Raw genomic sequence first — 24158 nt, 5'->3', positions numbered from 1 at the left:
TGCGCTCAGGTACTAAGCGACGAAGGGTCACTTCAAGACATTTTGTTGCCTCAACTTTTTTATCTGTCCCGGCATCTAAGCTCTTTTAACCCGAGCAGCGGGGATGGAACGGCACACCTTCGTGCCACGCGGGCGCTCTTTCAGAAAAGCGCCTGATTGAAAACCGGATCGGCAATGCGTTGCCGGTCCACTAGCCAAAGGCTTTGGAAATCACAATGTCCGACCGTTTCGAACTCTTCCTCACTTGCCCCAAAGGCCTTGAAGGCCTGCTCATCGAGGAAGCCGTCGGGCTTGGCCTTGAAGAAGCGCGCGAGCACACTTCCGCCGTGCGTGGCATGGCGACCATGGAAACCGCCTATCGCCTGTGCCTCTGGTCGCGTCTGGCCAACCGCGTGTTGCTGGTGCTCAAGCGCTTCCCGATGAAAGACGCTGAAGACCTGTACCACGGCGTGCTCGACATTGACTGGCAGGACCACATGCTCAGCGACGGCACCCTGGCCGTCGAATTCAGCGGCCACGGCTCGGGCATCGACAACACCCACTTCGGCGCCTTGAAAGTCAAAGATGCGATCGTCGACAAACTGCGCACGCCGCAGGGCGACCGCCCGTCGATCGACAAGCTCAATCCGGACCTGCGCATTCACCTGCGTCTGGATCGCGGCGAAGCGATCCTCTCCCTCGACCTCTCCGGCCACAGCCTGCACCAGCGCGGCTATCGCTTGCAGCAGGGCGCGGCGCCGCTGAAGGAAAACCTCGCGGCCGCAATCCTCATTCGTTCCGGCTGGCCGCGCATTGCTGCCGAGGGCGGCGCACTGGCTGACCCGATGTGCGGTGTTGGTACGTTCCTCGTCGAAGCGGCGATGATCGCCGCCGACATGGCACCCAACCTGCGCCGTGAGCAGTGGGGCTTCACCGCCTGGCTTGGCCACGTTCCGGCGTTGTGGAAAAAACTCCACGAAGAAGCCGTTGAACGCGCCGCTGCCGGTCTGGCCAAGCCACCGCTGTGGATTCGCGGTTACGAAGCCGATCCGCGCTTGATCCAGCCGGGCCGCAATAACGTTGAGCGCGCCGGTCTGAGCGAGTGGATCAAGATCTACCAGGGTGAAGTCGCGACCTTCGAACCGCGTCCGGACCAGAACCAGAAAGGCCTGGTCATTTGCAACCCGCCGTACGGCGAGCGTTTGGGTGACGAAGCCAGCCTGTTGTACCTCTACCAGAACCTCGGCGAGCGTCTGCGTCAGGCCTGCCTGAACTGGGAAGCGGCGGTGTTCACCGGTGCTCCGGACCTGGGCAAGCGCATGGGCATTCGCAGCCACAAACAGTACTCGTTCTGGAACGGCGCGCTGCCGTGCAAGCTGCTGCTGATCAAGGTCCTGCCGGACCAGTTCGTCACTGGCGAGCGGCGGACCCCGGAACAACGTCAGGCCGAGCGTGAGCAAGCGGCCTACGATCAGACCCCGGACGAGCCGCAGGAACGTAAGTTCAACAAGAACGGCAACCCGATCAAGCCGACCCCAGCCCCGGCACCGGTGATCGAACAGCCGCGCTTGAGCGAAGGCGGGCAGATGTTCGCCAACCGCCTGCAGAAAAACCTCAAGGCCATGGGCAAGTGGGTCAAGCGCGAAGGCATCGATTGCTACCGTGTCTACGATGCCGACATGCCTGAGTATGCCATGGCGATCGATCTGTACCACGACTGGGTGCACGTTCAGGAATACGCCGCGCCGAAATCCATCGATCCCGAAAAGGCCTCGGCGCGCATGTTCGACGCGCTGGCAGCAATTCCGCAGGCGCTGAACGTCGACAAGAGCCGCGTGGTGGTCAAGCGTCGCGAACGTCAAAGCGGCACCAAACAGTACGAGCGTCAGGCCGCACAGGGCAAGTTTGTCGAGGTCAATGAAGGCGGGGTGAAGCTGCTGGTCAACCTCACCGACTACCTCGACACCGGTCTGTTCCTCGACCACCGGCCGATGCGCATGCGCATTCAGAAAGAGGCCGCCGGCAAGCGCTTCCTCAATCTGTTCTGCTACACCGCGACCGCCAGCGTGCACGCGGCCAAGGGCGGGGCGCGCAGCACCACCAGCGTCGACCTGTCGAAAACCTATCTGGACTGGGCACGCCGCAACCTGTCGCTGAACGGTTTCTCGGACAAGAACCGTCTGGAGCAGGGCGACGTGATGGCCTGGCTGGAAAGCAGCCGTGACGAGTACGACCTGATCTTCATCGACCCGCCGACCTTCTCCAACTCCAAACGCATGGAAGGCATCTTCGACGTGCAGCGTGATCAGGTGCAGTTGATCGACTTGGCCATGGCGCGTCTGGCACCCGGTGGCGTGCTGTATTTCTCCAACAACTTCCGCAAGTTCCAGTTGGAGGACAACCTCGCCGAGCGTTACGCGGTCGAGGAAATCAGTGCGCAGACCATTGATCCGGATTTCGCCCGCAATACCAGGATCCACCGCGCCTGGAAAATCACGGCTCGTTGACACCTGCCGGGATTGGATCCTCAGAGCCTTGATTTTAAAAGGCTCCGTGGATCCGCCCGCGCTAGCTAAATTAGTGGCTAATAGCTATAACTCACACACGGTCAATGGGGTTTTCCCGTAATGCTCGCGCAGTGAGTGGTCTTTATGTCGTTGCACCCCGTGCGCCCGAAGATACTGGGCTTTATCAGTGAAGACGTCTCGGCCTGGCTGGTCGCGATGCTGGTATTGCTCGCCGGCGGAATTCTCACGGGGTTGCTCGCCTGGGCTAGTTACAACCAGTTTCAGCAACAACTGCGTCAGCGCTTCCAGTTGCTCGCCAACGAGCGCTACAGCCGTATCGAAGAGCGCTTTCAGGATCAGGAACAACGCCTCGATAGCCTGCGGCGGTTCTTCGCCAATTCCGAATCAGTGTCCCGCGCCGAATTCGACGGTTACTCCCGACCGTTATTGCTGCGCACCCAAGCCTATACCTATGCCCCCAGAATCAGCGGCGCCGAACGTGCGCTGTTCGAGCAGCGTGTGCGTGTTGATGGCCTGAGCACGTTCAACATCCGCGAACTGGACGCAAACGGCGAACTGCAACTGGCCGCGCCGCGCGATGAATACGTGCCGGTGCTGTACACCCAGACGCAGAGTCGCCTGCCGGCGCCGCTGGGCTATGACTTGCTCGCTCAGCCATTGCGCCGCGAAACCCTGCAACGTGCCGACCGGCTGCGCAGCCTGGTGGTGTCGCAACCGATGCATCTGGTCGGGATAGAACCGTCGTATGCGCGCGGGGTGTTGCTGCTGGCACCGGTGATTCGCCCAGACGAGGCACAGCCGTTCGGCTATGTGATGGCGGTGATCAGCATGCGCCAGTTGCTCGCCGACGGCTTGCCGGATGCGCTGCATGATTATCTCTCGGTGCGCATTATCGATCTGTCGACCCATGACCAGCATGAGGTGTTGTTCGAGTCGAGCAATCAAGCGGCGCCGAGCGATCTGGCGGCCACGCGACTGGTGCGCATGGCCGACCACGACTATCAGGTCGATATCCTGCCGAGCGAAGGATTCATGCAGGCTAATCACTCGTCGGTCAGCAGCGTGGTTGTGCTGGGCAGCTTGCTCAGTCTTTTGCTCAGCGCGCTGCTTTATGTGCTGGTCAGCCAGCGCCAGCGCGCCTTGCGTCTGGTTGAACTGCGCACCCAGGAGCTGCATGCCAGCGAACAGGAACTGCGCGGCACCCACGGCCAGCTGCGCGGCGTGCTCAACGCAGCGACCCAGGTGGCAATCATCGCCACGGACTTGCGCGGTGTGATCAATACGTTCAACCCCGGCGCCGAGCAGATGCTCGGCTACAGCAGTAGCGAAGTCGTCGGGCGCATGACCCTGGAAAACCTGCACCTGCCCCGCGAACTGGCCGCCCGCGCGGCCGAGCTGAGTGCGCGCTACGGCAAAAGCATTCCGACCTGTCATGCAATGTTGGTCGAGGGCGGCGAAGTCGGCGGTCACGAGGCCCGCGAATGGACGCTGGTGCGCAGCGACGGCAGTCACCTGCCGGTCAACATGCTCGCCACCCCAGTGCTCGATGAGCAGGGTTTGTGGGTCGGACATCTGGCGATCTGCATCGACATCACCGAGCGCAAACGCGTGCACGAAGTGCTGGCGGCGCGCGATGTGCTGCTAAAGAAGCTCAGCGCCCATGTGCCCGGAGGCATCTACCAGTTCAAGATGGAATTTGATGGGCGCTTCAGCGTGATCTATGCCAGCGACGGTATCCGCGAGATCTACGAGCTGGAGCCGGACGTGCTGCTGTTCAACGCCGAGGCGATTTTCACCCGGATTCATCCGCAAGACGTGACCCGCGTACGCTCGTCAATCCGCGCCTCGGCCGAAAGCCTCAGTCCGTGGCGCGAGGAATACCGCGTACAACTGCCCGAGCGCGGCCTGCGCTGGGTGCGCGGTGAAGCGACGCCGGAGGAGCAGCCGGGCGGGGGCGTGTTGTGGCACGGCTACATCTCGGACATCTCCGACCTCAAACGCGTAGAAGAAGAACTGCGCGCATTGTCGATCACCGACTCGCTGACCGGCATTCACAACCGCCGCTACTTCCAGGAGCGCCTGACCACTGAAATGGCGCGGGTCGAGCGCGGCGGTGGCGAATTGTCGGTGATCATGCTCGACATCGACCACTTCAAACGGATCAACGACCACTACGGCCACGCCGTCGGCGACCGGGTGTTGCAAGCGGTGTGCGAACGGATTGGCCATCGCCTGCGCCGCACCGATGTGTTCTGCCGCTTGGGTGGCGAAGAATTCATGGTGTTGTGCCCGGACATTGATGGTGAACACGCTTACATGCTGGCCATGGAGCTGTGGGAAGGCCTGCGCAGTGCGCCGGTGGATGTGGTTGGCGTGGTCACGGCGAGTTTCGGCATTGCCAGCTGGCGACCGGGGGAGGGCGCGGATGCGTTGCTGCTGAGGGCAGACTCGGGCGTGTATGCAGCGAAGCAGAACGGTCGGGATCGGGTTGAGCGGCAGATGAACTCAGCCGATTACACAGACCCCCTGTAGGCCTTCGCCTGCTCGCGATAGCGTCAGTCCAGATACATATCAGTGACTGATACACCGCTATCGCGAGCAGGCGAAGGCCTACAAGGGGTTATGTGTTTGTCAGAGGACCGAAGCGGTCTGCGGCAGTTTCGGCTGTTTGTAAAGGTCCAGCAGCACCTGATCGAGCACCGACGATGCGCCGAACGGTGCCTTGTCATTCAGGATCGCCACCACCGCCCAGGTGTTGCCATTCACATCCCTGCTGAACCCGGCAATCGCCCGCACGGTGTTCAACGTACCGGTCTTGATGTGCGCTTCACCGCGCATGGCGGTGGTCTTCAGGCGTTTGCGCATGGTGCCGTCGGTACCGGCGATCGGCATCGAGCTGATGTATTCGGCGGCATACGGGCTGTGCCATGCGGCTTGCAGCATGCTTGCCATTTCACGGGCGCTGACGCGTTCGGCGCGGGACAGGCCGGAGCCGTTCTCCATCACCAGATGCGGCGCGGTGATGCCCTTCTTCGCCAGCCACTGGCGTACTACACGTTGCGCGGCTTTGGCGTCGTCACCGTCGGCTTCGTTGCGGAAACGCTGGCCGAGGCTGAGGAACAGCTGCTGGGCCATGGTGTTGTTACTGTATTTGTTGATGTCGCGGATGATCTCGGCGAGGTCCGGCGAGTAGGCGCGCGCCAGCAGCTTGGCATTGCTCGGCGTTGAAGCGAGACGATCCTGGCCCTGAATGCTGCCACCCAGTTCTTTCCAGATCGCGCGCACGGCACCTGCGGTGTAGGTCGCGTGGTCGAGCAGCGACAGGTAGGTCTGCGAGCTGCAGCCTTCGCCCAACTGCCCGGCGACGGTCACGTTGACGCTGCCGTCAGCCTGCGGCACCGGGTTGTAACGCACGCCGCCGGTGCACTGCTTGGACGGCAGCGCCTTGACGGTGTTCTGGATATGGATGCTGGCGATCGGCGGTTCAACCGAAATCAGCACACGGCCACCGTCGTTGCGCGCGACGAAGCGCAGCGCCTTGAGGTTGACCAGCAACGAGTCCGGCTTGACCAGGAACGGCTTGTTGTCGTCATTGCCATCGTCGTTGAATTCCGGCAGTTGCGGCTGAATGAAGAAGTTGCGGTCGAGCACCAGATCACCGGTGATCTGGGTCACGCCGTTGGCGCGCAGGTCGCGCATCAGCAGCCAGAGCTTTTCCATGTTCAGCTTTGGATCGCCGCCGCCCTTGAGGTAGAGGTTGCCGTTGAGAATGCCGCCGCTCAGGTCGCCGTCGGTGTAGAACTCGGTTTTCCACTGGTGGTTGGGGCCGAGCATTTCCAGCGCCGCATAAGTGGTCACCAGTTTCATCGTCGAAGCCGGGTTCACCGACACGTCGGCGTTGAACACGGTCGGCGTGCCCGGGCCTTCCAGCGGCACCATCACCAGCGACAGGGCGCTGGGCTGCAATTTGCTGGCCTTGAGGGCTTTTTCGACGTTGGGGGTAAGGGCGGTGTTGATGGTGGCAGCGGAAACAGGCAGGGCCAGCGGCAGAAGAAGGCCGGCGAGAAGCAATGGACGCAACGATTTGATCATATGAAATAAAACCCTACAGCCGAGGGGGAAAATAACGAGGGCATGGATGAAAAAGCCCTCAGTGGTCATGAAAGTGTCGGCATTATGCCCCAAGCTGTAACAGCTTGTGCCTTGTCGGGGCGTTGCAAATCGTTATTTTTTACAGGCGGTCGGCCACAGAGGCCAGAGAGTCGGGCAATCGCCGGCTTAAACTGGTAAAGTGCCGGCCGTTATTACTTAAGAGGATTGTTCCAATGGCGACTAACCGTTCCCAGCGTCTGCGCAAAAAACTGTGCGTTGATGAATTTCAAGAGCTGGGTTTCGAACTGAACCTGGACTTCAAAGAAGACTTGTCCGAAGAAGCCATTGACGCTTTCCTCGAAGCATTCATCAAAGAAGCCATGGAAGCCAACGGTCTGGGTTATGTCGGCGGCGATGACTTCGGTCTGGTATGCCTGCAGAAGCGTGGTTCGGTCAACGAAGAGCAGCGCGCTGCCGTTGAAGCCTGGCTGAAAAACCGCTCCGAGCTGACCAAGTACGAAGTCAGCCCGTTGCTGGACGTGTGGTATCCGGAAAAGCCGATCAACGCGGCCAAGTGATACTGAAAAGAACGGCGGCCTGAGGGTCGCCGTTTTTTTTCGTCTGGGGTTTGGGGGTTCGGTTCGGGATCTGCGGTGGAGCTGCCCCTCACCCCAGCCCTCTCCCCTTGGAGAGGGAGCCGATTTATGGGCTTTGCAAAATTTGAGTTCGACTCGGTATCCCATCTCGGCGTATGTCTTCCAGACACCTCGGTCAGTCCCCTCTCCCCCGGGGAGAGGGCTAGGGTGAGGGGCTTTTGACCTTAAGCTTTGCGCCAATTCAAGATCAATAAAGTCAAAACCCCCGCCACAATCCCCCAAAACGCCGACCCAATCGAAAACAACGTCAGCCCCGACGCCGTGACCATAAAGGTAATCAACGCCGCCTCACGTTCTTTCACCTCGGTCATGGCAATGCTCAGGCCGTTGATGATCGAACCAAACAGCGCCAATGCAGCAATCGACAGCACCAGCTCTTTCGGCAGCGCGGCAAACAGCGCCGCCAACGTCGCGCCGAACACCCCGGCGATCCCGTAGAAAATCCCGCACCAGACGGCAGCGGTATAACGTTTGTTGCGATCTTCGTGGGCGTGCGGGCCGGTGCAGATGGCGGCGCTGATGGCGGCAAGGTTGATGCCGTGCGAGCCGAACGGGGCCAGCAGCAGCGAGGCGATGCCGGTGGTGGTGATCAGCGGCGAGGCCGGGACGTTGTAGCCGTCGGCGCGCAGGACGGCGACGCCGGGCATGTTCTGTGAGGTCATGGCCACCACGAACAGCGGAATGCCAATGCTGATGGTGGCGGCCAGTGAAAAGTGCGGCGTAGTCCAGACCGGGGTGGCGACCTCCAGGTGGAAGCCGCTGAAGTCGAGCAGGCCCATGGCGCCTGACAGCGCGGTGCCGACCAACAGGGCGGCGAGTACCGCATAGCGTGGCGACAGCCGTTTGATCAGCAGATAGGTGAAGAACATCCCCAGCACCAGCCCGGTACGGTGCTGCGCGGCGACGAAGATTTCGCTGCCGATCTTGAACAGGATGCCGGCCAGCAATGCCGCGGCCAGTGAGGCGGGGATCTTCTTCACCAGCCGTTCGAAGCTGCCGGTCAAGCCGCAGAGGGTCACCAGCACTGCGCAGGTGATGTAGGCACCGATCGCCTCGCCGTAGCTCACACCGCCGAGGCTGGTAATCAACAGTGCGGCGCCGGGCGTCGACCAGGCGATGGTGATCGGCGTGCGATAGCGCAGCGACAGGCCGATCGAGCACACCGCCATGCCGATCGAGATCGCCCAGATCCACGAGGAAATCTGCCCGCTGGTCAGGCCCGCCGCTTGCCCGGCCTGGAACATCAGCACCAGGGAGCTGGTGTAACCGGTCATCATCGCAATGAAGCCGGCGACGATGGCGGACGGTGTGGTGTCGGCGAGGGGACGCAGGCGGGCGTGGGTGGCGTCAGTCATGACGGTGGTGTTCCTTATACCAATGGAGATCCCCGCCACAACACAGATCCCGTAGGAGTGAGCCTGCTCGCGATAGCGTTGTGTCATTCAACCATTAATTGACTGACCTACCGCTATCGCGAGCAGGCGAAGGCCTACAGGGGGTTAGCGTTGAAGGCGGATTCTGCGATCAAGCCTAAACTCAAACCCGAGGGATCGTTGCAATACAGCCGAACGCACAAACAGCCGTACAGTCGTGTTGCCACCATTCATTGTGTACAATCGCGCTGTTTTTTACGCGATACTTGCCAGCGACCTACTGTGCCGTATTACAGTCACGGTCTATTCGCCGCAGTTCTTCCGACCCGAGTGCCCATGAACGAACAGTTGCAACCCCTCAAGAAACAACCGCGAGCAGGCAAAGCCGGGCGCAGCGGAACCCAGGACGATATTGTCTACGCGCATATCTTCGAGGCGATCCTCGAGCAGCGTCTGGCGCCCGGCACCAAGTTGAGCGAAGAAGCGCTGGGGGAAATCTTCGGGGTCAGTCGCACCATCATTCGCCGCGCGCTGTCGCGTCTGGCCCATGAAGGCGTGGTGTTGTTGCGGCCCAACCGTGGCGCGGTGGTCGCCAGTCCGAGCGTTGAAGAAGCGCGTCAGGTGTTTCTCGCGCGCCGTCTGGTCGAGCGTGCGATCACTGAACTGGCGGTGCAGCACGCCACGGCCGAGCAGATCGCCGAATTGCGGCAAATGGTCAATGACGAACGCGACAGCTTCTCGCGCGGCGATCGCGGTGCCGGTATTCGTCTCTCGGGCGAATTTCACCTGAAACTGGCGGAAGCGGCGATGAACGCGCCGTTGATCAGTTTCCAGCGCAGCCTGGTCTCGCAGACTTCGCTGATCATTGCCCAGTATGAAAGCGGCAACCGTTCGCACTGTTCGTACGACGAACACACCCAGTTGATCGACGCGATCGAGAAACGCGACGGTGAACTGGCGGTAAACCTGATGATGCATCACATGGATCACATCGACAGCAAGCTCAACCTCGACGAAGAAGGCGCGTCGGATGACCTGCATGCGGTGTTCTCGCATTTGTTGCAGACCAAGAAGCCGGGACGCTCGAGCGCCAAGCTCTGAGCTGACACCGAGTTGCCCCAATCGCTGGCAAGCCAGCTCCCACAGGTTTCTCGGTGTATCGCAGATTTGGTGAACCCCACAAAACCCTGTGGGAGCTGGCTTGCCAGCGATAGCAATCTGACAGGTATAAAAAATCCCCCGGGCGTAAACACCACCGGGGGATTTTTTATGCCTTGGGAAAGCTTAACGCTGATGCACCAACGCACCCGCCGCATACGTCTGCTGCACCGTGCGGTCATCGCCCAATGTCATCAAAACAAACAACGTCTCGGCAATGTTATTGGACTGCTTCAACCGGTAGCTCAGCAGCGGCGTAGCGTTGTAATCCAGCACCAGGAAATCCGCATCGGAGCCCGGTTGCAGGTTGCCGATTTTATCCTCCAGACGCAGCGCCCGCGCACCGCCCAGCGTCGCCAGATACAGCGATTTGAACGGGCTCAGCCGCGCGCCCTGCAGTTGCATCACCTTGTACGCTTCGTTGAGCGTCTGCAGCAGCGAGAAACTGGTGCCGCCGCCAACGTCCGTACCGAGGCCGACATTGAGCTTGTGCTTTTCCGCCATCGGCAGGTTGAACAGGCCGCTGCCGAGGAACAGGTTCGACGTCGGGCAGAACGAGATCGCCGAACCGGTTTCCGCCAGCCGCGCGCACTCGTCATCGCACAGGTGCACGCCATGGGCAAACACCGAGCGTTCGCCGAGCAGCTGATAGTGATCGTAAACGTCTAGGTAACCTTTGCGTTCCGGGAACAGCTCCTTGACCCACTCGATTTCCTTGAGGTTCTCGCTGATGTGGGTCTGCATGTACAAGTCCGGGTATTCGGTCAGCAGTTGCCCGGCGAGGGTCAGTTGTTCCGGGGTGCTGGTCGGCGCGAAGCGTGGCGTCACCGCATAGTGCAGGCGGCCCTTGCCGTGCCAGCGCTCGATCAGTGCCTTGCTCTCGACATAGCTCGATTCGGCGGTGTCGACCAGATACTCCGGGGCGTTGCGGTCCATCATCACCTTGCCGGCGATCATCCGCAGGTCGAGTTTCTCGGCTGCTTCAAAAAACGAGTTCACCGATTGCGGGTGCACGCTGCCGAACACCAGTGCGGTGGTGGTGCCGTTGCGCAGCAGTTCCTTGATGAAAATGTCCGCGACCTCGTCGGCGTGGGCCTTGTCGCCGAACTGGCTTTCGCAGGGGAAGGTGTAGGTGTTGAGCCAGTCGAGCAATTGCTCGCCGTAGGAGCCGACCATGCCGGTTTGCGGCAGGTGAATGTGGGTGTCGATAAAGCCCGGGGTGATCAGCGCGTCCTGATGATGCTCGATTTCAATGTCCGCCGGCAGGGTCGGCAGCAGGTCGCTGGCGTGGCCGAGGGCACTGATCTTGCCGCCATCGACCACCAGCAGGCCGTCCTCGAAATATTCGTAGGAGGCTTCGATGCCGACTTCGGCGGGGTCGGCAATGCTGTGCAGTATGGCGGCGCGGTAGGCTTTGCGAGTCAGAGGCATGAGGGTTCTCTAATCAGTTTGAGGCTTTGAGTTTGGCGGACTGGCTGCGGCGCGAGGCGGGCAGCAATCGGGCAATCGGTTCGGCGCTGGCGCTGTGCTGGCCGAAGTTGGCGTTGTAGGTGGCGATGATTTCGCCGGCGATGGAGATGGCAATTTCCACTGGCAGTTTGCCTTTGACTTCGCTGATGCCCATCGGGCAGCGCATGCGTTGCACCACGCTGGGGTCGAAACCGCGATCACGCAGGCGATGTTCGAACTTGACGCGTTTGGTCTTCGAGCCGATCAGGCCGAACCAGGCGAAGTCGTTGCGTTTGAGAATGGCGGCGGTGAGTTCCAGATCAAGCTGATGGTTGTGAGTCATGACGATGCAATAGCTGCCGGCGGGCAGATCATCGATTTCATCCACAGGCTCTTCGCTGACGATTTTACGCACGCCGTGGGGGATGTGCTCAGGGAATTCTGCTTCGCGCGAATCGATCCAGCGCACCCGGCAGGGCAGGCTGGCGAGCAGCGGCACCAAGGCGCGACCGACGTGGCCGGCGCCGAATACAGCGATTTGCGCCTGCACCTGGCCCATCGGTTCGAACAGCAACACCGTCGCGCCGCCGCAGCACTGGCCGAGGCTGGCGCCGAGGCTGAAACGCTCCAGATGGGTGTCCTGCTTGCCGCTGGCGAGCATGTCGCGGGCGATCTGCATGGCCTTGTATTCCAGGTGCCCGCCACCGATGGTGTCGAACATCCGGTGGGCGCTGACGACCATTTTTGAGCCGGCATTGCGTGGCGTCGAGCCGAGCTCTTCGATGATCGTCACCAGCACACAGGGTTCGCCCTGGTTCTGCAGGTCGGCGAGGGCGTCGATCCAGTTGTACATTGTTCACCCCTACAACATCGTTGTCTGTTCGGGCCTCATCGCTGGCAAGCCAGCTCCCACAGTGATTTGTGGTGACCACAAAATCTGGACTCAGCTCAAATCCTGTGGGAGCTGGCTTGCCAGCGATTGGCCGCGCCTCGGTCCTAGAGCGGAGCCAGTTCGGTTTCAGCCGCAACGGCTTTCACCGCTTTGAGCTGGCGCATCTGCTCACACCCCCACAACACCCGCTCCGGGGTCGCCGGTGCGTCGATTTTTGGCTGATGCTTGTAGTCACCCAGGCTCGCCACCGCATCCTTGATCGCGCACCAGGCGGCAATCCCGAGCATGAACGGCGGTTCACCGACAGCCTTGGAGTGGAACACCGTGTCTTCCGGGTTCTTGCGGTTTTCCACCAGCTTCACCCGCAGGTCCAGCGGCATGTCCGCCACTGCGGGGATCTTGTAACTGGCCGGGCCGTTGGTCATCAGCTTGCCCTTGTTGTTCCAGACCAGCTCTTCCATGGTCAGCCAGCCCATGCCCTGGACGAAACCGCCCTCGACCTGACCGATGTCGATCGACGGGTTCAGCGAGGCGCCGACGTCGTGAAGAATGTCGGTGCGCAGCATCTTGTACTCGCCGGTCAGGGTGTCGACGATCACTTCGCAGCACGCCGCGCCAAAGGCGAAGTAGTAGAACGGACGACCACGGGCCTGACTGCGGTCGTAGTGGATTTTCGGAGTCTTGTAGAAGCCGGTGCTCGACAGCGACACCTGATTGAAATATGCCTGCTGAATCAGCGCTTCGAAGGTCAGAATGTGCTCACGCACGCGGACATGGCCGTTGCGGAATTCGACGTCTTCTTCACTGACCTTGAAATGCCGCGCGGCGAATTCGACCAGACGTTGCTTGATGGTTTCCGCCGCGTTCTGCGCCGCTTTACCGTTGAGATCGGCACCGCTGGAAGCGGCGGTCGGCGAGGTGTTCGGCACCTTGTCGGTATTGGTCGCGGTGATCTGCACGCGGTCGATGTCCACCTGGAACACTTCAGCCACGACTTGGGCGACTTTGGTGTTCAGGCCTTGGCCCATCTCCGTGCCGCCGTGGTTCAGATGGATGCTGCCGTCGGTGTAAATGTGGATCAGCGCGCCGGCCTGATTGAGGAAGCTGGCGGTGAAGGATATGCCGAATTTCACCGGGGTCAGCGCCAGACCCTTTTTCAGGATCGGGCTGTTGGCGTTGTAGCGACGGATCGCTTCGCGACGCTCGGCGTACTGGCTGCTTGCTTCCAGTTCGGCGGTCATCTCTTCGAGCATGTTGTGCTCGACGGTCTGGTAGTAGTGGGTGACGTTGCGTTCGGTCTTGCCGTAATAGTTGGCCTTGCGCACCGCCAGCGGGTCGAGGTTGAGATGGCGGGCAATCGCGTCCATCACTTCTTCGATGGCGACCATGCCTTGCGGGCCACCGAAACCGCGATAAGCGGTGTTCGACGCGGTGTTGGTCTTGCAGCGGTGACCGTTGATGGTCGCATCGCCGAGGTAATAGGAGTTGTCCGAGTGGAACATCGCGCGGTCAACGATGGACGCCGACAGGTCCGGCGAGCAGCCGCAGTTGCCGGCCAGGTCCATGTTGATCCCGTGCAGGCGGCCGCTGCTGTCGAAGCCGACGTCATACTCGACGTAGAACGGGTGGCGCTTGCCAGTCATCAGCATGTCTTCGACACGCGGCAGGCGCATCTTGGTCGGCTGGCCGGTGAGGTGCGCGACCACGGCGCACAGGCACGCGGGGCTCGCGGCCTGGGTTTCCTTGCCGCCGAAACCACCGCCCATGCGGCGCATGTCGACGACGATTTTGTTCATCGACACATCGAGCACTTCGGCGACCAGTTTCTGCACTTCGGTGGGGTTCTGTGTCGAGCAGTAGACGATCATGCCGCCGTCTTCGGTGGGCATCACCGAGGAGATCTGCGTCTCCAGATAAAAGTGTTCCTGTCCGCCGATGTGCAGCGTGCCTTGGATGCGATGTTCGGCGCTGGCCAGAGCGGACGCAGAATCGCCACGCTGGTGGGTGTGGCTGTCGAGCACGAAGTGGCGTTTGCGCAAGGCGTCGACCACGTCGAGCACTGGCTCCAGGTCTTCGTATTCGATGATCGCGGCCATCGCCGCTTTACGTGCGGTTTCCAGGTCTTTCGCCGCGACGGCGAGCACCGGTTGCCCGACGAACTGCACATCGTCGATCGCCAGCAACGGATCGCCCGGCAGCAACGGGCCGATGTCTTTCAGGCCCGGCACGTCTTCGTGGGTGATGACGATGCGCACGCCGTCGAAGGCGTAGCACGGCTGGGTGTCGATGCTGAGGATTTTCGCGTGGGCGCGGTCCGACAGACGGGCGTACAGGTGCAACTGGTTCGGAAATTCCAGACGATCATCGATGTACTGCGCTTCACCGGACACATGCTTGGCGGCGCTGTCGTGCTTGACGCTGCGGCCGACGCCGGTGGTCAGGTCCCGGGCGAACAGTTCAGCCAGTTCAGCTTGAGTTTTCTCTACGCCGTGATGGTTAGACATAAGCGGTCACCCGAGTCTCGATGTGCGGTGTTTGCAGTTCGATGAAGTATTTGCGCAGCAGATTCTGCGCGCTGAGCAGGCGATATTCCTTGCTGGCGCGGAAATCGCTCAGCGGCGTGAAGTCCTCGGCCAGTGCAGCGCAGGCGCGTTCGATTACGGAGTTATTGAACGGCTGACCGAGCAGCACGGCCTCGCAATGCGCGGCGCGTTTCGGGATCGCCGCCATGCCGCCGAAGGCTACGCGGGCGTCGGCGATCACGCCGTTTTCCACGCGCAGATTGAACGCGGCGCAGACCGCGGAAATGTCGTCGTCCAGACGCTTCGACACTTTATAGGCACGGAACAACTGCTCGGCGCTGGCGCGCGGGACGATGATTTTCTCGATGAACTCACTTTCCTGACGGGCCGTGACGCGGTAATCGATGAAGTAATCTTCCAGGTTCAGCGTGCGGCGGGTTTCGCCTTTGCACAGCACGATCTGCGCGCCGAGGGCGATCAGCAGCGGTGGCGAATCACCGATCGGCGAGGCGTTGCCGATGTTGCCGCCGAGCGTGCCCTGATTGCGGATCTGCAGGGAAGCGAAGCGCTGCAGCAGTTCGCCGAAGTCCGGGTATTGGGCCTTCAGCGCTTCGTAGCAGTCGGAGAGGGCGGTGGCGGCGCCGATTTCAATGCGGTCTTCGAAGGTTTCGATGCGCTTCATTTCCGCGACGTTGCCGACGTAGATCATCACCGGCAAGGTGCGGTGAAATTGCGTCACTTCCAAGGCCAGGTCGGTCCCGCCGGCGAGCAGGCGCGCTTGTGGATAAGCGTCGTAGAGGTCGGCCAGATCGGCCACGGTCAGCGGCACCAGGCAGCGCTTGTCGCCGCTGTTGAGTTCGCCGATATCGGTCGGGGCGATGGCTTTGAGGCGGGCAATGGTTTCGGCTTCGCGGGCGTCGAACTGGTCGGGCTGTTTGCCGCAGCACGATTGCTCTGCCGCCGCCAGAATCGGCCGGTAGCCGGTGCAGCGGCAGAGGTTGCCGGCCAGCGCTTCGTGGGCCTTGGCGTGATCCGGGGCGTCGCTGTTCTTTTGCAGGGCAAACAGCGACATGACGAAACCGGGGGTGCAGAAGCCGCACTGCGAGCCGTGGCACTCGACCATCGCTTGCTGGACGCTGTGCAGCTCGCCTTTGTGTTTGAGGTCTTCGACGCTGATCAGTTGTTTGCCGTGCAGCGACGAGACGAAGGTCAGGCAGGAATTGAGGCTGCGATAGCGAATGTGCTCACGCCCGGCGTCATCCGTCTGCAACTCGCCGACCACCACGGTGCACGCGCCGCAGTCACCGCTGGCGCAACCTTCTTTGGTGCCAGGCTTGCCGACATGTTCGCGCAGGTAATTGAGCACAGTCAGATTCGGGTCCAGGGCGTGCTCGCTACGGAGTTCCTGGTTAAGTAAAAACTGGATCACGGAAGGCCTCGCAGACTCATTATTGTTGTTAACCGACGTGAACCGAATTTAGCAGGTCTGACTTTTCGGTCAATGGTTTTCTGACTTAAAGGTCAGGAAAATCGGTTTCGCCGATCAACAACGTGTCTATTCAGTATTGACCCTCATCGGTCACTGCGCTTTTTTGCGGGAATCGTGCCAAAAACCGCTGAGTGGGCACTCCGCCATGACCGTGCATTTGCGCTACACTGCGCCGCTTGTGCAGATCGATAGAGTTTGAAGGACAACCATGACGTTCAAGGCGCCGGACAGCCTCGCCGAGCAAATCGCTCACCACCTCGCCGAGCGCATCATTCGTGGCGAAATGAAACCGGGAGAGCGCATCCAGGAACAGAAGGTCACGCTGGCGCTCAACGTCAGTCGCGGTTCGGTCCGCGAAGCCTTGCTGATCCTCGAACGCCGCCACCTGATCGCGATCCTGCCGCGGCGTGGCGCCCACGTCACCGAACTCACTGCGCACAAGGTGCAGAGCCTGTGCACGCTGATGAGCGAGCTGTACATCCTGCTCGGCAATTCGGTGGCCAACGGCTGGCAGGTGCAGTCGGACATGGCGCCGTTCGTGCAGATCCAGCAGCGTCTGACCGGGCATTACGAACGCGGCGATATCCGCAGCTTTGTCGATGACAGCTTCGCGGTGATGCGCGCCGCCTATCCGTTCGCCAACAACCCGTATCTGCAGGAAACCGTCGAGAACCTGCAGCCGGCGATGAGCCGCGCGTACTTTCTCGCCCTCGAACAGCGCAAGGCGGAAATGAGCGAGTTCCTCGAACTGTTCGAACGCCTGCTCGCCGCCGTGCTCGCCCGTGATTTGCCGCAGATCCGCATCGTGCTGACGGCGTACGCCCAGCGCAGCTGCGATCTGGTGGTGTCTGCGCTGACGGTTGCTTAAGCGTGCGGCTCAAGTGCATCAAACTGGCGGGATTCAAATCCTTCGTCGATCCGACCACGGTGAACTTCCCCAGCAACATGGCGGCAGTGGTCGGGCCGAACGGTTGCGGCAAGTCGAACATCATCGACGCCGTACGCTGGGTGATGGGCGAAAGTTCGGCGAAGAACCTTCGCGGCGAGTCGATGACCGACGTCATCTTCAACGGCTCGACCAGCCGCAAACCGGTGAGCCAGGCGAGCATCGAACTGGTGTTCGACAACTCCGACGGCACGCTGCTCGGCGAATACGCGGCGTACGCGGAAATCTCCATTCGCCGCAAAGTCACCCGCGACAGCCAGACCACCTATTACCTCAACGGCACCAAATGCCGGCGCCGCGACATTACCGATATCTTCCTCGGCACCGGCCTCGGCCCGCGCAGCTACTCGATCATCGAGCAGGGGATGATCTCCAAGCTGATCGAGTCCAAGCCCGAAGACCTGCGCAACTTCATCGAAGAGGCCGCCGGTATTTCCAAGTACAAGGAGCGTCGGCGCGAGACCGAAAACCGTATCCGTCGCACCCACGAAAACCTTGCGCGTCTGACTGACCTGCGTGAAGAGCTGGAGCGCCAGCTCGAACGCCTGCACCGGCAGGCCGAAGCGGCGAAGAAGTATCAGGAATTCAAGGCCGAGGAGCGCCAGCTCAAGGCGCAACTGTCGGCCCTGCGCTGGCAGGATCTGAACGAGCAGGTCGGCCAGCGCGAGTCGATCATCGGCACCCAGGAAATCAGTTTCGAGGCGTTGGTCGCCGAGCAGCGTAACGCTGACGCGGCCATCGAGCGCCTGCGTGACGGCCACCACGATCTGTCCGAGCGCTTCAATCTGGTGCAGGGGCGGTTCTATTCGGTCGGCGGCGACATCGCCCGGGTCGAGCAGAGTATCCAGCATGGCCAGCAACGCTTGCGCCAATTGCTGGACGATCTCAAGGAAGCCGAACGCGCGCGCCTGGAAACCGAATCGCACCTGGGCCACGACCGCACGCTGCTGCTGACCCTCGGCGAAGAGCTCGACATGCTCACGCCTGAGCAGGAAGTCACCAGCGCCGCCGCCGAAGAAGCCGCCGCCGCACTGGAAGATTCCGAAAGCGTGATGCACGGCTGGCAGGAGCAGTGGGACGCGTTCAACCTGACCTCCGCCGAACCGCGGCGTCAGGCCGAAGTGCAGCAGTCGCGCATTCAGCAACTCGAAGCGAGCATGGAGCGCTTGGCCGATCGGCAGAAACGCCTCGGCGAAGAACGTGCGCTGCTGTCCGCCGACCCGGAAGACGCGGCGATCATGGCGCTCAACGAGCAGCTCGCCGAGTCCGAAGCGACTCTCGAAGATTTGCAGACCAGCGAAGAAGCGCAGGTCGAAAAACTCGAACAGCTGCGCCAGGAATTGCAGCAAGCACTGACCGCCCAGCAACAGGCACAGGGCGATCTGCAGCGACTCAACGGTCGCCTCGCATCCCTTGAAGCCTTGCAGCAGGCGGCGCTGGATCCGGGCACCGGCACCGCTGAATGGTTGAAGGAACACAACCTCACCGAGCGCCCGCGTCTGGCCGAAGGCCTCAAGGTCGAGGCCGGTTGGGAGCTGGCGGTGGAAACCGTGCTCGGTGCCGATCTGCAAGCGGTGCTGGTCGACGACTTCAGCGGCTTCGATCTGTCCGGTTTCAGCCAGGGCGATCTGCGCCTGCTCAGCCCGGCCAGCGACGGCGTGCGCGTGGCTGGCAGTCTGCTGGATAAAGTCGAGGCGCAGATCGATCTGTCGCCGTGGCTCGGTCAGGTCAGACCGGTCGACAGCCTCGAGCAGGCGTTGGTCCTGCGCGGGCAGCTCGGCGCTGGTGAAAGCCTGATCAGTCGCGATGGCTATTGGGTCGGTCGGCACTTTTTGCGCGTACGCCGGGCCAGCGAAGCGGAAAGCGGCATGCTCGCTCGTGGTCAGGAAATCGAAGCGCTGCACCTCGAGCGCGAGGAGAAAGAAGCCACGGTCGAGGCCATGGAAGCGCGCCTGCAAACCCTGCGTGCGCAACAGCGTCAACAGGAAAACGGTCGTGAGCATCTGCGCCGTTTGCTGCAGGACGAAGCCCGTCAGCAAGGCGAATTGAAAGCGCAGTTGTCCGCCGGCAAAGCCAAGGCCGAGCAACTGACCTTGCGTCGCACGCGCCTCGATGAAGAGCTGGTCGAGCTCGCCGAGCAGCGCGAGCTTGAGCACGAGCAGGTCGGCGAAGCGCGCATGCAATTGCAGGAAGCGCTGGATGCCATGGCACTCGATACCGAGCAGCGCGAGTTGCTGCTGGCGCAACGCGACAGCCTGCGCGAACGCCTCGACCGGGTGCGTCAGGAAGCCCGCCAGCACAAGGATCACGCGCACCAATTGGCCGTGCGTCTCGGCTCGTTGCGCGCGCAGCACGACTCCACGCGCCAGGCGCTGGAGCGTCTGGAAATGCAGGCCGAGCGCCTGACCGAAAAACGCGAGCAGTTGAGTCTGAATCTGGAGGAGGGCGAGGCGCCGCTGGAAGAGCTGCGCCTGAAACTCGAAGAACTGCTCGACAAGCGCATGACCGTCGACGAAGAACTCAAGACCGCGCAGATCGCCCTCGAAGACGCCGACCGCGAACTGCGCGACGCGGAAAAACGCCGTACCCAGGCCGAACAGCAATCCCAACTGATTCGCGGCCAGCTCGAACAGCAGCGCATGGAATGGCAAGCCCTGACCGTGCGGCGCAAGGCCTTGCAGGATCAGTTGCTCGAAGACGGCTACGATCTCAACGGTGTGCTCGCGACATTGACCGCACAGGCCAGTGAACGCGAAGCCGAAGAAGAACTCGAACGCATCAACGCGCGGATTCAGCGCCTGGGTGCGATCAACCTCGCGGCCATCGACGAATACACGCAACAATCGGAGCGTAAACGTTATCTGGATGCGCAGGATGCCGATCTGGTCGAAGCGCTGGAGACTCTGGAAAACGTCATTCGCAAGATCGACAAGGAAACCCGCAACCGTTTCAAGGATACCTTTGATCAGATCAATGGCGGTTTACAGGCGCTTTTTCCAAAAGTTTTCGGTGGCGGGCGCGCGTATTTGGAACTGACGGGCGAAGATCTACTCGATACAGGGGTGACGATCATGGCGCAGCCGCCCGGAAAGAAGAACAGCACCATCCATTTGCTCTCCGGTGGCGAAAAAGCCCTGACGGCACTGGCACTGGTTTTTGCCATCTTCAAGTTGAATCCGGCGCCGTTCTGCATGCTTGATGAGGTCGACGCACCGCTGGATGACGCTAACGTTGGACGCTACGCACGCCTGGTCAAAGAGATGTCGCAGACCGTGCAGTTCATCTATATCACCCACAACAAGATCGCCATGGAGATGGCCGAACAGTTGATGGGCGTGACGATGCATGAGCCGGGTTGTTCGCGGCTGGTGGCGGTGGATGTCGAGGAGGCGATGGCGATGGTGGACGCCTGATAGGGCGTGCGTCGGAAAGGTAAACGAGGGTTGTAGGACTTTTTTACCGAGGCGAATGAGCTGGCGATTCGACATATTCGCGCAAGCCAATGAGACAGACGGTGTAAAGTTGCCTTTGGTCGTGCTAGTTTAATGTCAATTTTTCGTATACGTGGGCAAAACGCCTGTCAGAACATAGAGTTGGCGCCACGTTTTAAAGCGGTTTGCACAATGTAAACCCCTTATTTTTCAGCATTTTTTATAGAGGCACGGGATTACATGGAAATCGGTCTGCGCGAGTGGCTGATCGTCATCGGCATCATTGTGATAGCCGGTATTCTTTTCGATGGCTGGCGCCGTATGCGCGGCGGCAAGGGAAAACTGAAATTCCGTCTTGACCGAAGTCTGTCCAACCTGCCGGACGAGGACAGCAGCGCCGAGCTGCTGGGCCCGGCCCGCGTACTGGACACGCACAAGGAACCGCAACTGGACGAGCACGATCTGCCGTCGGTGAGTATGCCCGCTCGTGAGGCCCGCGAGCCGCGCGAATCCGGCTCGAAACGTGGCAAGCGTGGCAGCAACGGCCCGGCACAGGGCGATCTGAACCTTGATCTCGATCTGGACGGTGGCCCGAGCTTCAACAGCCGTGACGACGACTTCGCTGAAGACAGCAAGCCTTCGCCGACGGTGGCCGACAAGGATCAGCCGCAAGCCGAAGAAGTCCTGGTGATCAGCGTGATCTGCCGCGACCCGGCCGGCTTCAAAGGCCCGGCGCTGTTGCAGAACATCCTCGAAAGCGGTCTGCGTTTCGGCGAGATGGATATTTTCCATCGTCACGAAAGCATGGCCGGCAACGGCGAAGTGCTGTTCTCCATGGCCAACGCGGTCAAGCCGGGCATTTTCGATCTGGACGACATCGACCATTTCAGCACCCCGGCGGTGAGCTTCTTCCTCGGCCTGCCTGGCCCGCGTCATCCCAAGCAAGCGTTCGACGTGATGGTGGCCGCAGCCCGCAAGCTGTCGCAGGAACTCAACGGCGAGCTGAAAGATGACCAGCGCAGCGTGCTGACCGCGCAGACCATCGAGCATTACCGCCAGCGCATCGTCGAATTCGAGCGCCGCGCGCTGACCCAGAAGCGTTGATACAAAAGGTTGTTCCTGTTTAACGGGACGATCGGCAGAATGATTGAGCAGCCTCGGCTGCTCTTTTGCTTTATGAGAGAACACCATGACCGCCGCGAAAAACCGCATCCTCGAGCTGCGCGCTGAACTCGACCAGCACAACTACCGCTACCACGTTCTCGACGAGCCGAGCATTCCGGACGCCGAGTACGACCGGTTGTTCCACGAGCTCAAGGCGCTGGAAGCGGCCAACCCGGAACTGATCACCAGTGATTCGCCGACCCAGCGCGTCGGCAGCGTGGCGCTCACCGCGTTCACTCAGGTGCGGCATGAAGTGCCGATGCTCAGCCTCGGCAACGCCTTCGAAGAAACCGACATGCGCGAGTTCGATCGCCGCGTGACCGAAGGTCTGGACTTGCCTGTGGGCGATCTGTTCGGCGGCGGGGCGGCCGTGGAATACAGCTGCGAGCCAAAACTCGATGGCCTGGCGGTCAGCCTGCTGTATCAGGACGGCGTGCTGGTGCGGGGCGCCACGCGCGGCGACGGCACCACCGGTGAAGACATCAGCGTCAACGTGCGCACCGTGCGCAACATCCCGCTCAAGCTGCACGGCGAAGGCTGGCCGGCAACGCTGGAAGTGCGCGGTGAAGTGTTCATGTCCAAGGCTGGCTTCGAGCGGCTCAATGCCTCGCAACTGGAAATCGGCGGCAAGACCTTTGCCAACCCGCGCAACGCCGCGGCCGGTAGCCTGCGCCAGCTCGATTCGAAGATCACCGCCAACCGGCCGCTGGAATTCTGCTGCTACGGCATCGGCCAGGTCTCGCACGATATTTCCGACACTCACATCGGCAACCTCAAGCAGTTGCAGAAGTGGGGCATGCCGATCAGCCACGAACTGAAACTGGCCAAGGGCATCGATGAATGCCTGGACTACTACCGCGACATCGGCGCGCGCCGCGACTCGCTGGCCTATGAAATCGATGGCGTGGTGTTCAAGGTCAACAGCATTGCCGACCAGCGCGAACTGGGCTTCCGCGCCCGCGAGCCGCGCTGGGCGATCGCGCACAAATTCCCGGCCATGGAAGAACTCACCGAACTGCTCGACGTGGAATTCCAGGTCGGCCGCACCGGCGCAGTAACGCCAGTGGCGCGCTTGAAACCGGTGAAAGTCGCCGGCGTCACCGTCGCCAATGCCACGCTGCACAACATGGACGAAGTCGCGCGGCTGGGTCTGATGATTGGCGACACGGTGATCATTCGCCGCGCCGGTGATGTGATTCCGCAAGTGGTGCAAGTGGTCACCGAGCGTCGCCCGGGCCACGCACGAGCAGTGGAGATTCCGCAGAGCTGCCCGGTCTGCGGTTCCCATGTCGAGCGCACGCAACTGATCAAGCGCAGCAAGGGCAAGGAAACCGTCAGCGAAGGCGCGGTGTATCGCTGCGTCGGCCGCCTGGCCTGTGGCGCGCAACTCAAGCAGGCGATCATTCATTTCGTCTCGCGCCGGGCGATGGACATCGAAGGGCTGGGCGACAAGAGCGTCGAGCAGTTGGTCGACGAGGGTCTGGTCAATTCCCCGGCCGATCTGTACGCGCTGAAGTTCGACGACATCGTCGATCTGGAAGGCTTCGCCGAGGTGTCCAGCAACAAGCTGTTGAAGGCTATTGAAGACAGCAAACAGCCGGGCCTGGCGCGCTTTATCTACGCGCTCGGCATCCCTGATGTTGGCGAGGAGACCGCCAAGGTGCTGGCGCGCTCGCTGGGCTCGCTGGAGCGGGTACAACAGGCTTTGCCGCAAGTGCTGACCTACCTGCCGGACGTCGGTCTGGAAGTGGCGCACGAGATTCACAGTTTCTTTGAAGATGCGCATAACCAGCAGGTCATCAGCGAGCTGCTTGGCCACGGTTTGCAGATTCAGGATCAGGGCGAACTGGGCGCCGAGTTCGCCGCGAGCACCACGCTGGGTGGGTTTCTCGACAAGCTGCATATTCCTTCGGTGGGCCCGGGTGGCGCGCAGAAACTTGCCGACAAGTTCGGCTCGCTTGAAGCCGTGATGATGGCCGACTGGCTGGACATGCGCCAGGCGTTGCCGGAGAAGCAGGCGAATTCGGTGCGCGAGTTTTTCGCCGTACCCGAGCATCGGCAACTGGCTGAAGCATCGGAAAAACAGCTGCGTGATTTCGGCATGCACTGGCAGAGCGAGAAGAAAGTTGTCGAAGGCTTGCCGTTGTCCGGGGAGACCTGGGTGCTCACCGGCAAGGTCGAATTGATGAGCCGCGATGTCGCCAAGGAGCATCTGGAAAGCCTCGGCGCTAAAGTCGCAGGCTCGGTGTCGGCCAAGACCCATTGCGTGGTCGCCGGCCCTGGTGCTGGCTCGAAACTGACCAAGGCCAATGAGCTGGGCGTGAAGGTCATGGATGAGGAGGCGTTTGTCGCTTTCCTCAAAACTCACGGTATTTCCCTGTGACCTTTTTTCTCACGCCCCTCAACTGATCGTTCCCACGCGGAGCGTGGGATTGATCAGTCGAGAAGGTGCGGGAACGATCTTCGCGCCAGGATGATC

Annotated in this window: 14 protein-coding genes; 8 read left to right on the top strand and 6 right to left on the bottom strand. The window is 61.2% G+C overall.

Features of this window, described 5'->3' with window-relative positions; all coding sequences use genetic code 11:
* Positions 1-215: 215 nt before the first annotated feature.
* Complete coding sequence (rlmKL, locus tag ACYYKW_RS12655) at positions 216-2486, top strand: bifunctional 23S rRNA (guanine(2069)-N(7))-methyltransferase RlmK/23S rRNA (guanine(2445)-N(2))-methyltransferase RlmL (RefSeq protein WP_434707740.1); 2271 nt, start codon at positions 216-218, stop codon at positions 2484-2486.
* A gap of 144 nt (positions 2487-2630) precedes the next feature.
* Complete coding sequence (locus tag ACYYKW_RS12650; protein WP_464990274.1) at positions 2631-5039, top strand: sensor domain-containing diguanylate cyclase; 2409 nt, start codon at positions 2631-2633, stop codon at positions 5037-5039.
* A gap of 99 nt (positions 5040-5138) precedes the next feature.
* Here the strand turns inward: ACYYKW_RS12650 and dacB are convergent, their stop codons facing one another.
* Positions 5139-6599 (bottom strand): D-alanyl-D-alanine carboxypeptidase/D-alanyl-D-alanine endopeptidase, encoded by a 1461-nt coding sequence (gene dacB, locus ACYYKW_RS12645; protein WP_090282563.1) that lies wholly within the window; start codon positions 6597-6599, stop codon positions 5139-5141.
* 233 nt (positions 6600-6832) lie between these two features.
* Here dacB and ACYYKW_RS12640 point away from each other — a divergent pair, with 233 nt between their 5' ends.
* Entirely contained in the window at positions 6833-7177 is a 345-nt protein-coding gene (locus ACYYKW_RS12640) for a YggL family protein (protein WP_016773843.1), read from the top strand.
* A 242-nt stretch (positions 7178-7419) separates the two neighbouring features.
* On the opposite strand, the gene ACYYKW_RS12635 is transcribed toward ACYYKW_RS12640, so the two are convergent.
* Positions 7420-8610, bottom strand: a complete 1191-nt coding sequence (locus ACYYKW_RS12635; protein WP_336354359.1) for a benzoate/H(+) symporter BenE family transporter — start codon at positions 8608-8610, stop codon at positions 7420-7422.
* Between the two features lie 354 nt (positions 8611-8964).
* Here ACYYKW_RS12635 and ACYYKW_RS12630 point away from each other — a divergent pair, with 354 nt between their 5' ends.
* On the top strand, positions 8965-9729 hold the full coding sequence (locus ACYYKW_RS12630) for a GntR family transcriptional regulator (protein WP_039763010.1): 765 nt from the start codon (positions 8965-8967) through the stop codon (positions 9727-9729).
* A gap of 183 nt (positions 9730-9912) precedes the next feature.
* Here the strand turns inward: ACYYKW_RS12630 and guaD are convergent, their stop codons facing one another.
* The 4 genes from guaD to xdhA form a co-directional block, all read right to left on the bottom strand.
* Positions 9913-11217: a guanine deaminase gene (gene guaD, locus ACYYKW_RS12625; RefSeq protein WP_464990273.1), complete on the bottom strand. Its 1305-nt coding sequence runs from the start codon at positions 11215-11217 to the stop codon at positions 9913-9915.
* Between the two features lie 13 nt (positions 11218-11230).
* Complete coding sequence (gene xdhC / locus ACYYKW_RS12620; RefSeq protein ID WP_093103030.1) at positions 11231-12088, bottom strand: xanthine dehydrogenase accessory protein XdhC; 858 nt, start codon at positions 12086-12088, stop codon at positions 11231-11233.
* A 143-nt stretch (positions 12089-12231) separates the two neighbouring features.
* Positions 12232-14631 (bottom strand): xanthine dehydrogenase molybdopterin binding subunit, encoded by a 2400-nt coding sequence (xdhB, locus tag ACYYKW_RS12615; RefSeq protein ID WP_464990272.1) that lies wholly within the window; start codon positions 14629-14631, stop codon positions 12232-12234.
* Positions 14624-16078 carry a xanthine dehydrogenase small subunit gene (xdhA, locus tag ACYYKW_RS12610; RefSeq protein ID WP_464990271.1) on the bottom strand — a complete coding sequence of 485 codons (1455 nt, stop codon included), beginning with the start codon at positions 16076-16078 and terminating at the stop codon, positions 14624-14626. The genes xdhB and xdhA overlap by 8 nt, the downstream gene beginning before the upstream one ends.
* Positions 16079-16346: 268 nt before the next feature.
* Between xdhA and ACYYKW_RS12605 the strand changes: the two genes are divergently transcribed.
* The 4 genes from ACYYKW_RS12605 (at position 16347) to ligA (ending at position 24062) form a co-directional block, all read left to right on the top strand.
* The gene (locus ACYYKW_RS12605; RefSeq protein WP_093103020.1) at positions 16347-17006 is read left to right on the top strand and encodes a GntR family transcriptional regulator; all 660 of its coding nucleotides are present in this window, start codon (positions 16347-16349) and stop codon (positions 17004-17006) included.
* A gap of 2 nt (positions 17007-17008) precedes the next feature.
* Entirely contained in the window at positions 17009-20497 is a 3489-nt protein-coding gene (gene smc / locus ACYYKW_RS12600; protein ID WP_464990270.1) for a chromosome segregation protein SMC, read from the top strand.
* A 258-nt stretch (positions 20498-20755) separates the two neighbouring features.
* On the top strand, positions 20756-21619 hold the full coding sequence (gene zipA / locus ACYYKW_RS12595; RefSeq protein WP_093103014.1) for a cell division protein ZipA: 864 nt from the start codon (positions 20756-20758) through the stop codon (positions 21617-21619).
* 85 nt (positions 21620-21704) lie between these two features.
* Positions 21705-24062, top strand: a complete 2358-nt coding sequence (gene ligA / locus ACYYKW_RS12590; RefSeq protein WP_464990269.1) for an NAD-dependent DNA ligase LigA — start codon at positions 21705-21707, stop codon at positions 24060-24062.
* Positions 24063-24158 lie beyond the last annotated feature (96 nt).

The sequence above is a fragment of the Pseudomonas sp. 15C genome (assembly GCF_055484735.1).
This window is presented reverse-complemented; position numbering and strand designations above follow the sequence as displayed.

Bases quoted from the DNA above. Each gene is read 5' to 3' on its own strand.
- rlmKL (WP_434707740.1), top strand. From the start codon at position 216: ATGTCCGACCGTTTCGAACTCTTCCTCACTTGCCCCAAAGGCCTTGAA.
- ACYYKW_RS12650 (WP_464990274.1), top strand. From the start codon at position 2,631: ATGTCGTTGCACCCCGTGCGCCCGAAGATACTGGGCTTTATCAGTGAA.
- dacB (WP_090282563.1), bottom strand. From the start codon at position 6,599: ATGATCAAATCGTTGCGTCCATTGCTTCTCGCCGGCCTTCTTCTGCCG.
- ACYYKW_RS12640 (WP_016773843.1), top strand. From the start codon at position 6,833: ATGGCGACTAACCGTTCCCAGCGTCTGCGCAAAAAACTGTGCGTTGAT.
- ACYYKW_RS12635 (WP_336354359.1), bottom strand. From the start codon at position 8,610: ATGACTGACGCCACCCACGCCCGCCTGCGTCCCCTCGCCGACACCACA.
- ACYYKW_RS12630 (WP_039763010.1), top strand. From the start codon at position 8,965: ATGAACGAACAGTTGCAACCCCTCAAGAAACAACCGCGAGCAGGCAAA.
- guaD (WP_464990273.1), bottom strand. From the start codon at position 11,217: ATGCCTCTGACTCGCAAAGCCTACCGCGCCGCCATACTGCACAGCATT.
- xdhC (WP_093103030.1), bottom strand. From the start codon at position 12,088: ATGTACAACTGGATCGACGCCCTCGCCGACCTGCAGAACCAGGGCGAA.
- xdhB (WP_464990272.1), bottom strand. From the start codon at position 14,631: ATGTCTAACCATCACGGCGTAGAGAAAACTCAAGCTGAACTGGCTGAA.
- ACYYKW_RS12605 (WP_093103020.1), top strand. From the start codon at position 16,347: ATGACGTTCAAGGCGCCGGACAGCCTCGCCGAGCAAATCGCTCACCAC.
- zipA (WP_093103014.1), top strand. From the start codon at position 20,756: ATGGAAATCGGTCTGCGCGAGTGGCTGATCGTCATCGGCATCATTGTG.
- ligA (WP_464990269.1), top strand. From the start codon at position 21,705: ATGACCGCCGCGAAAAACCGCATCCTCGAGCTGCGCGCTGAACTCGAC.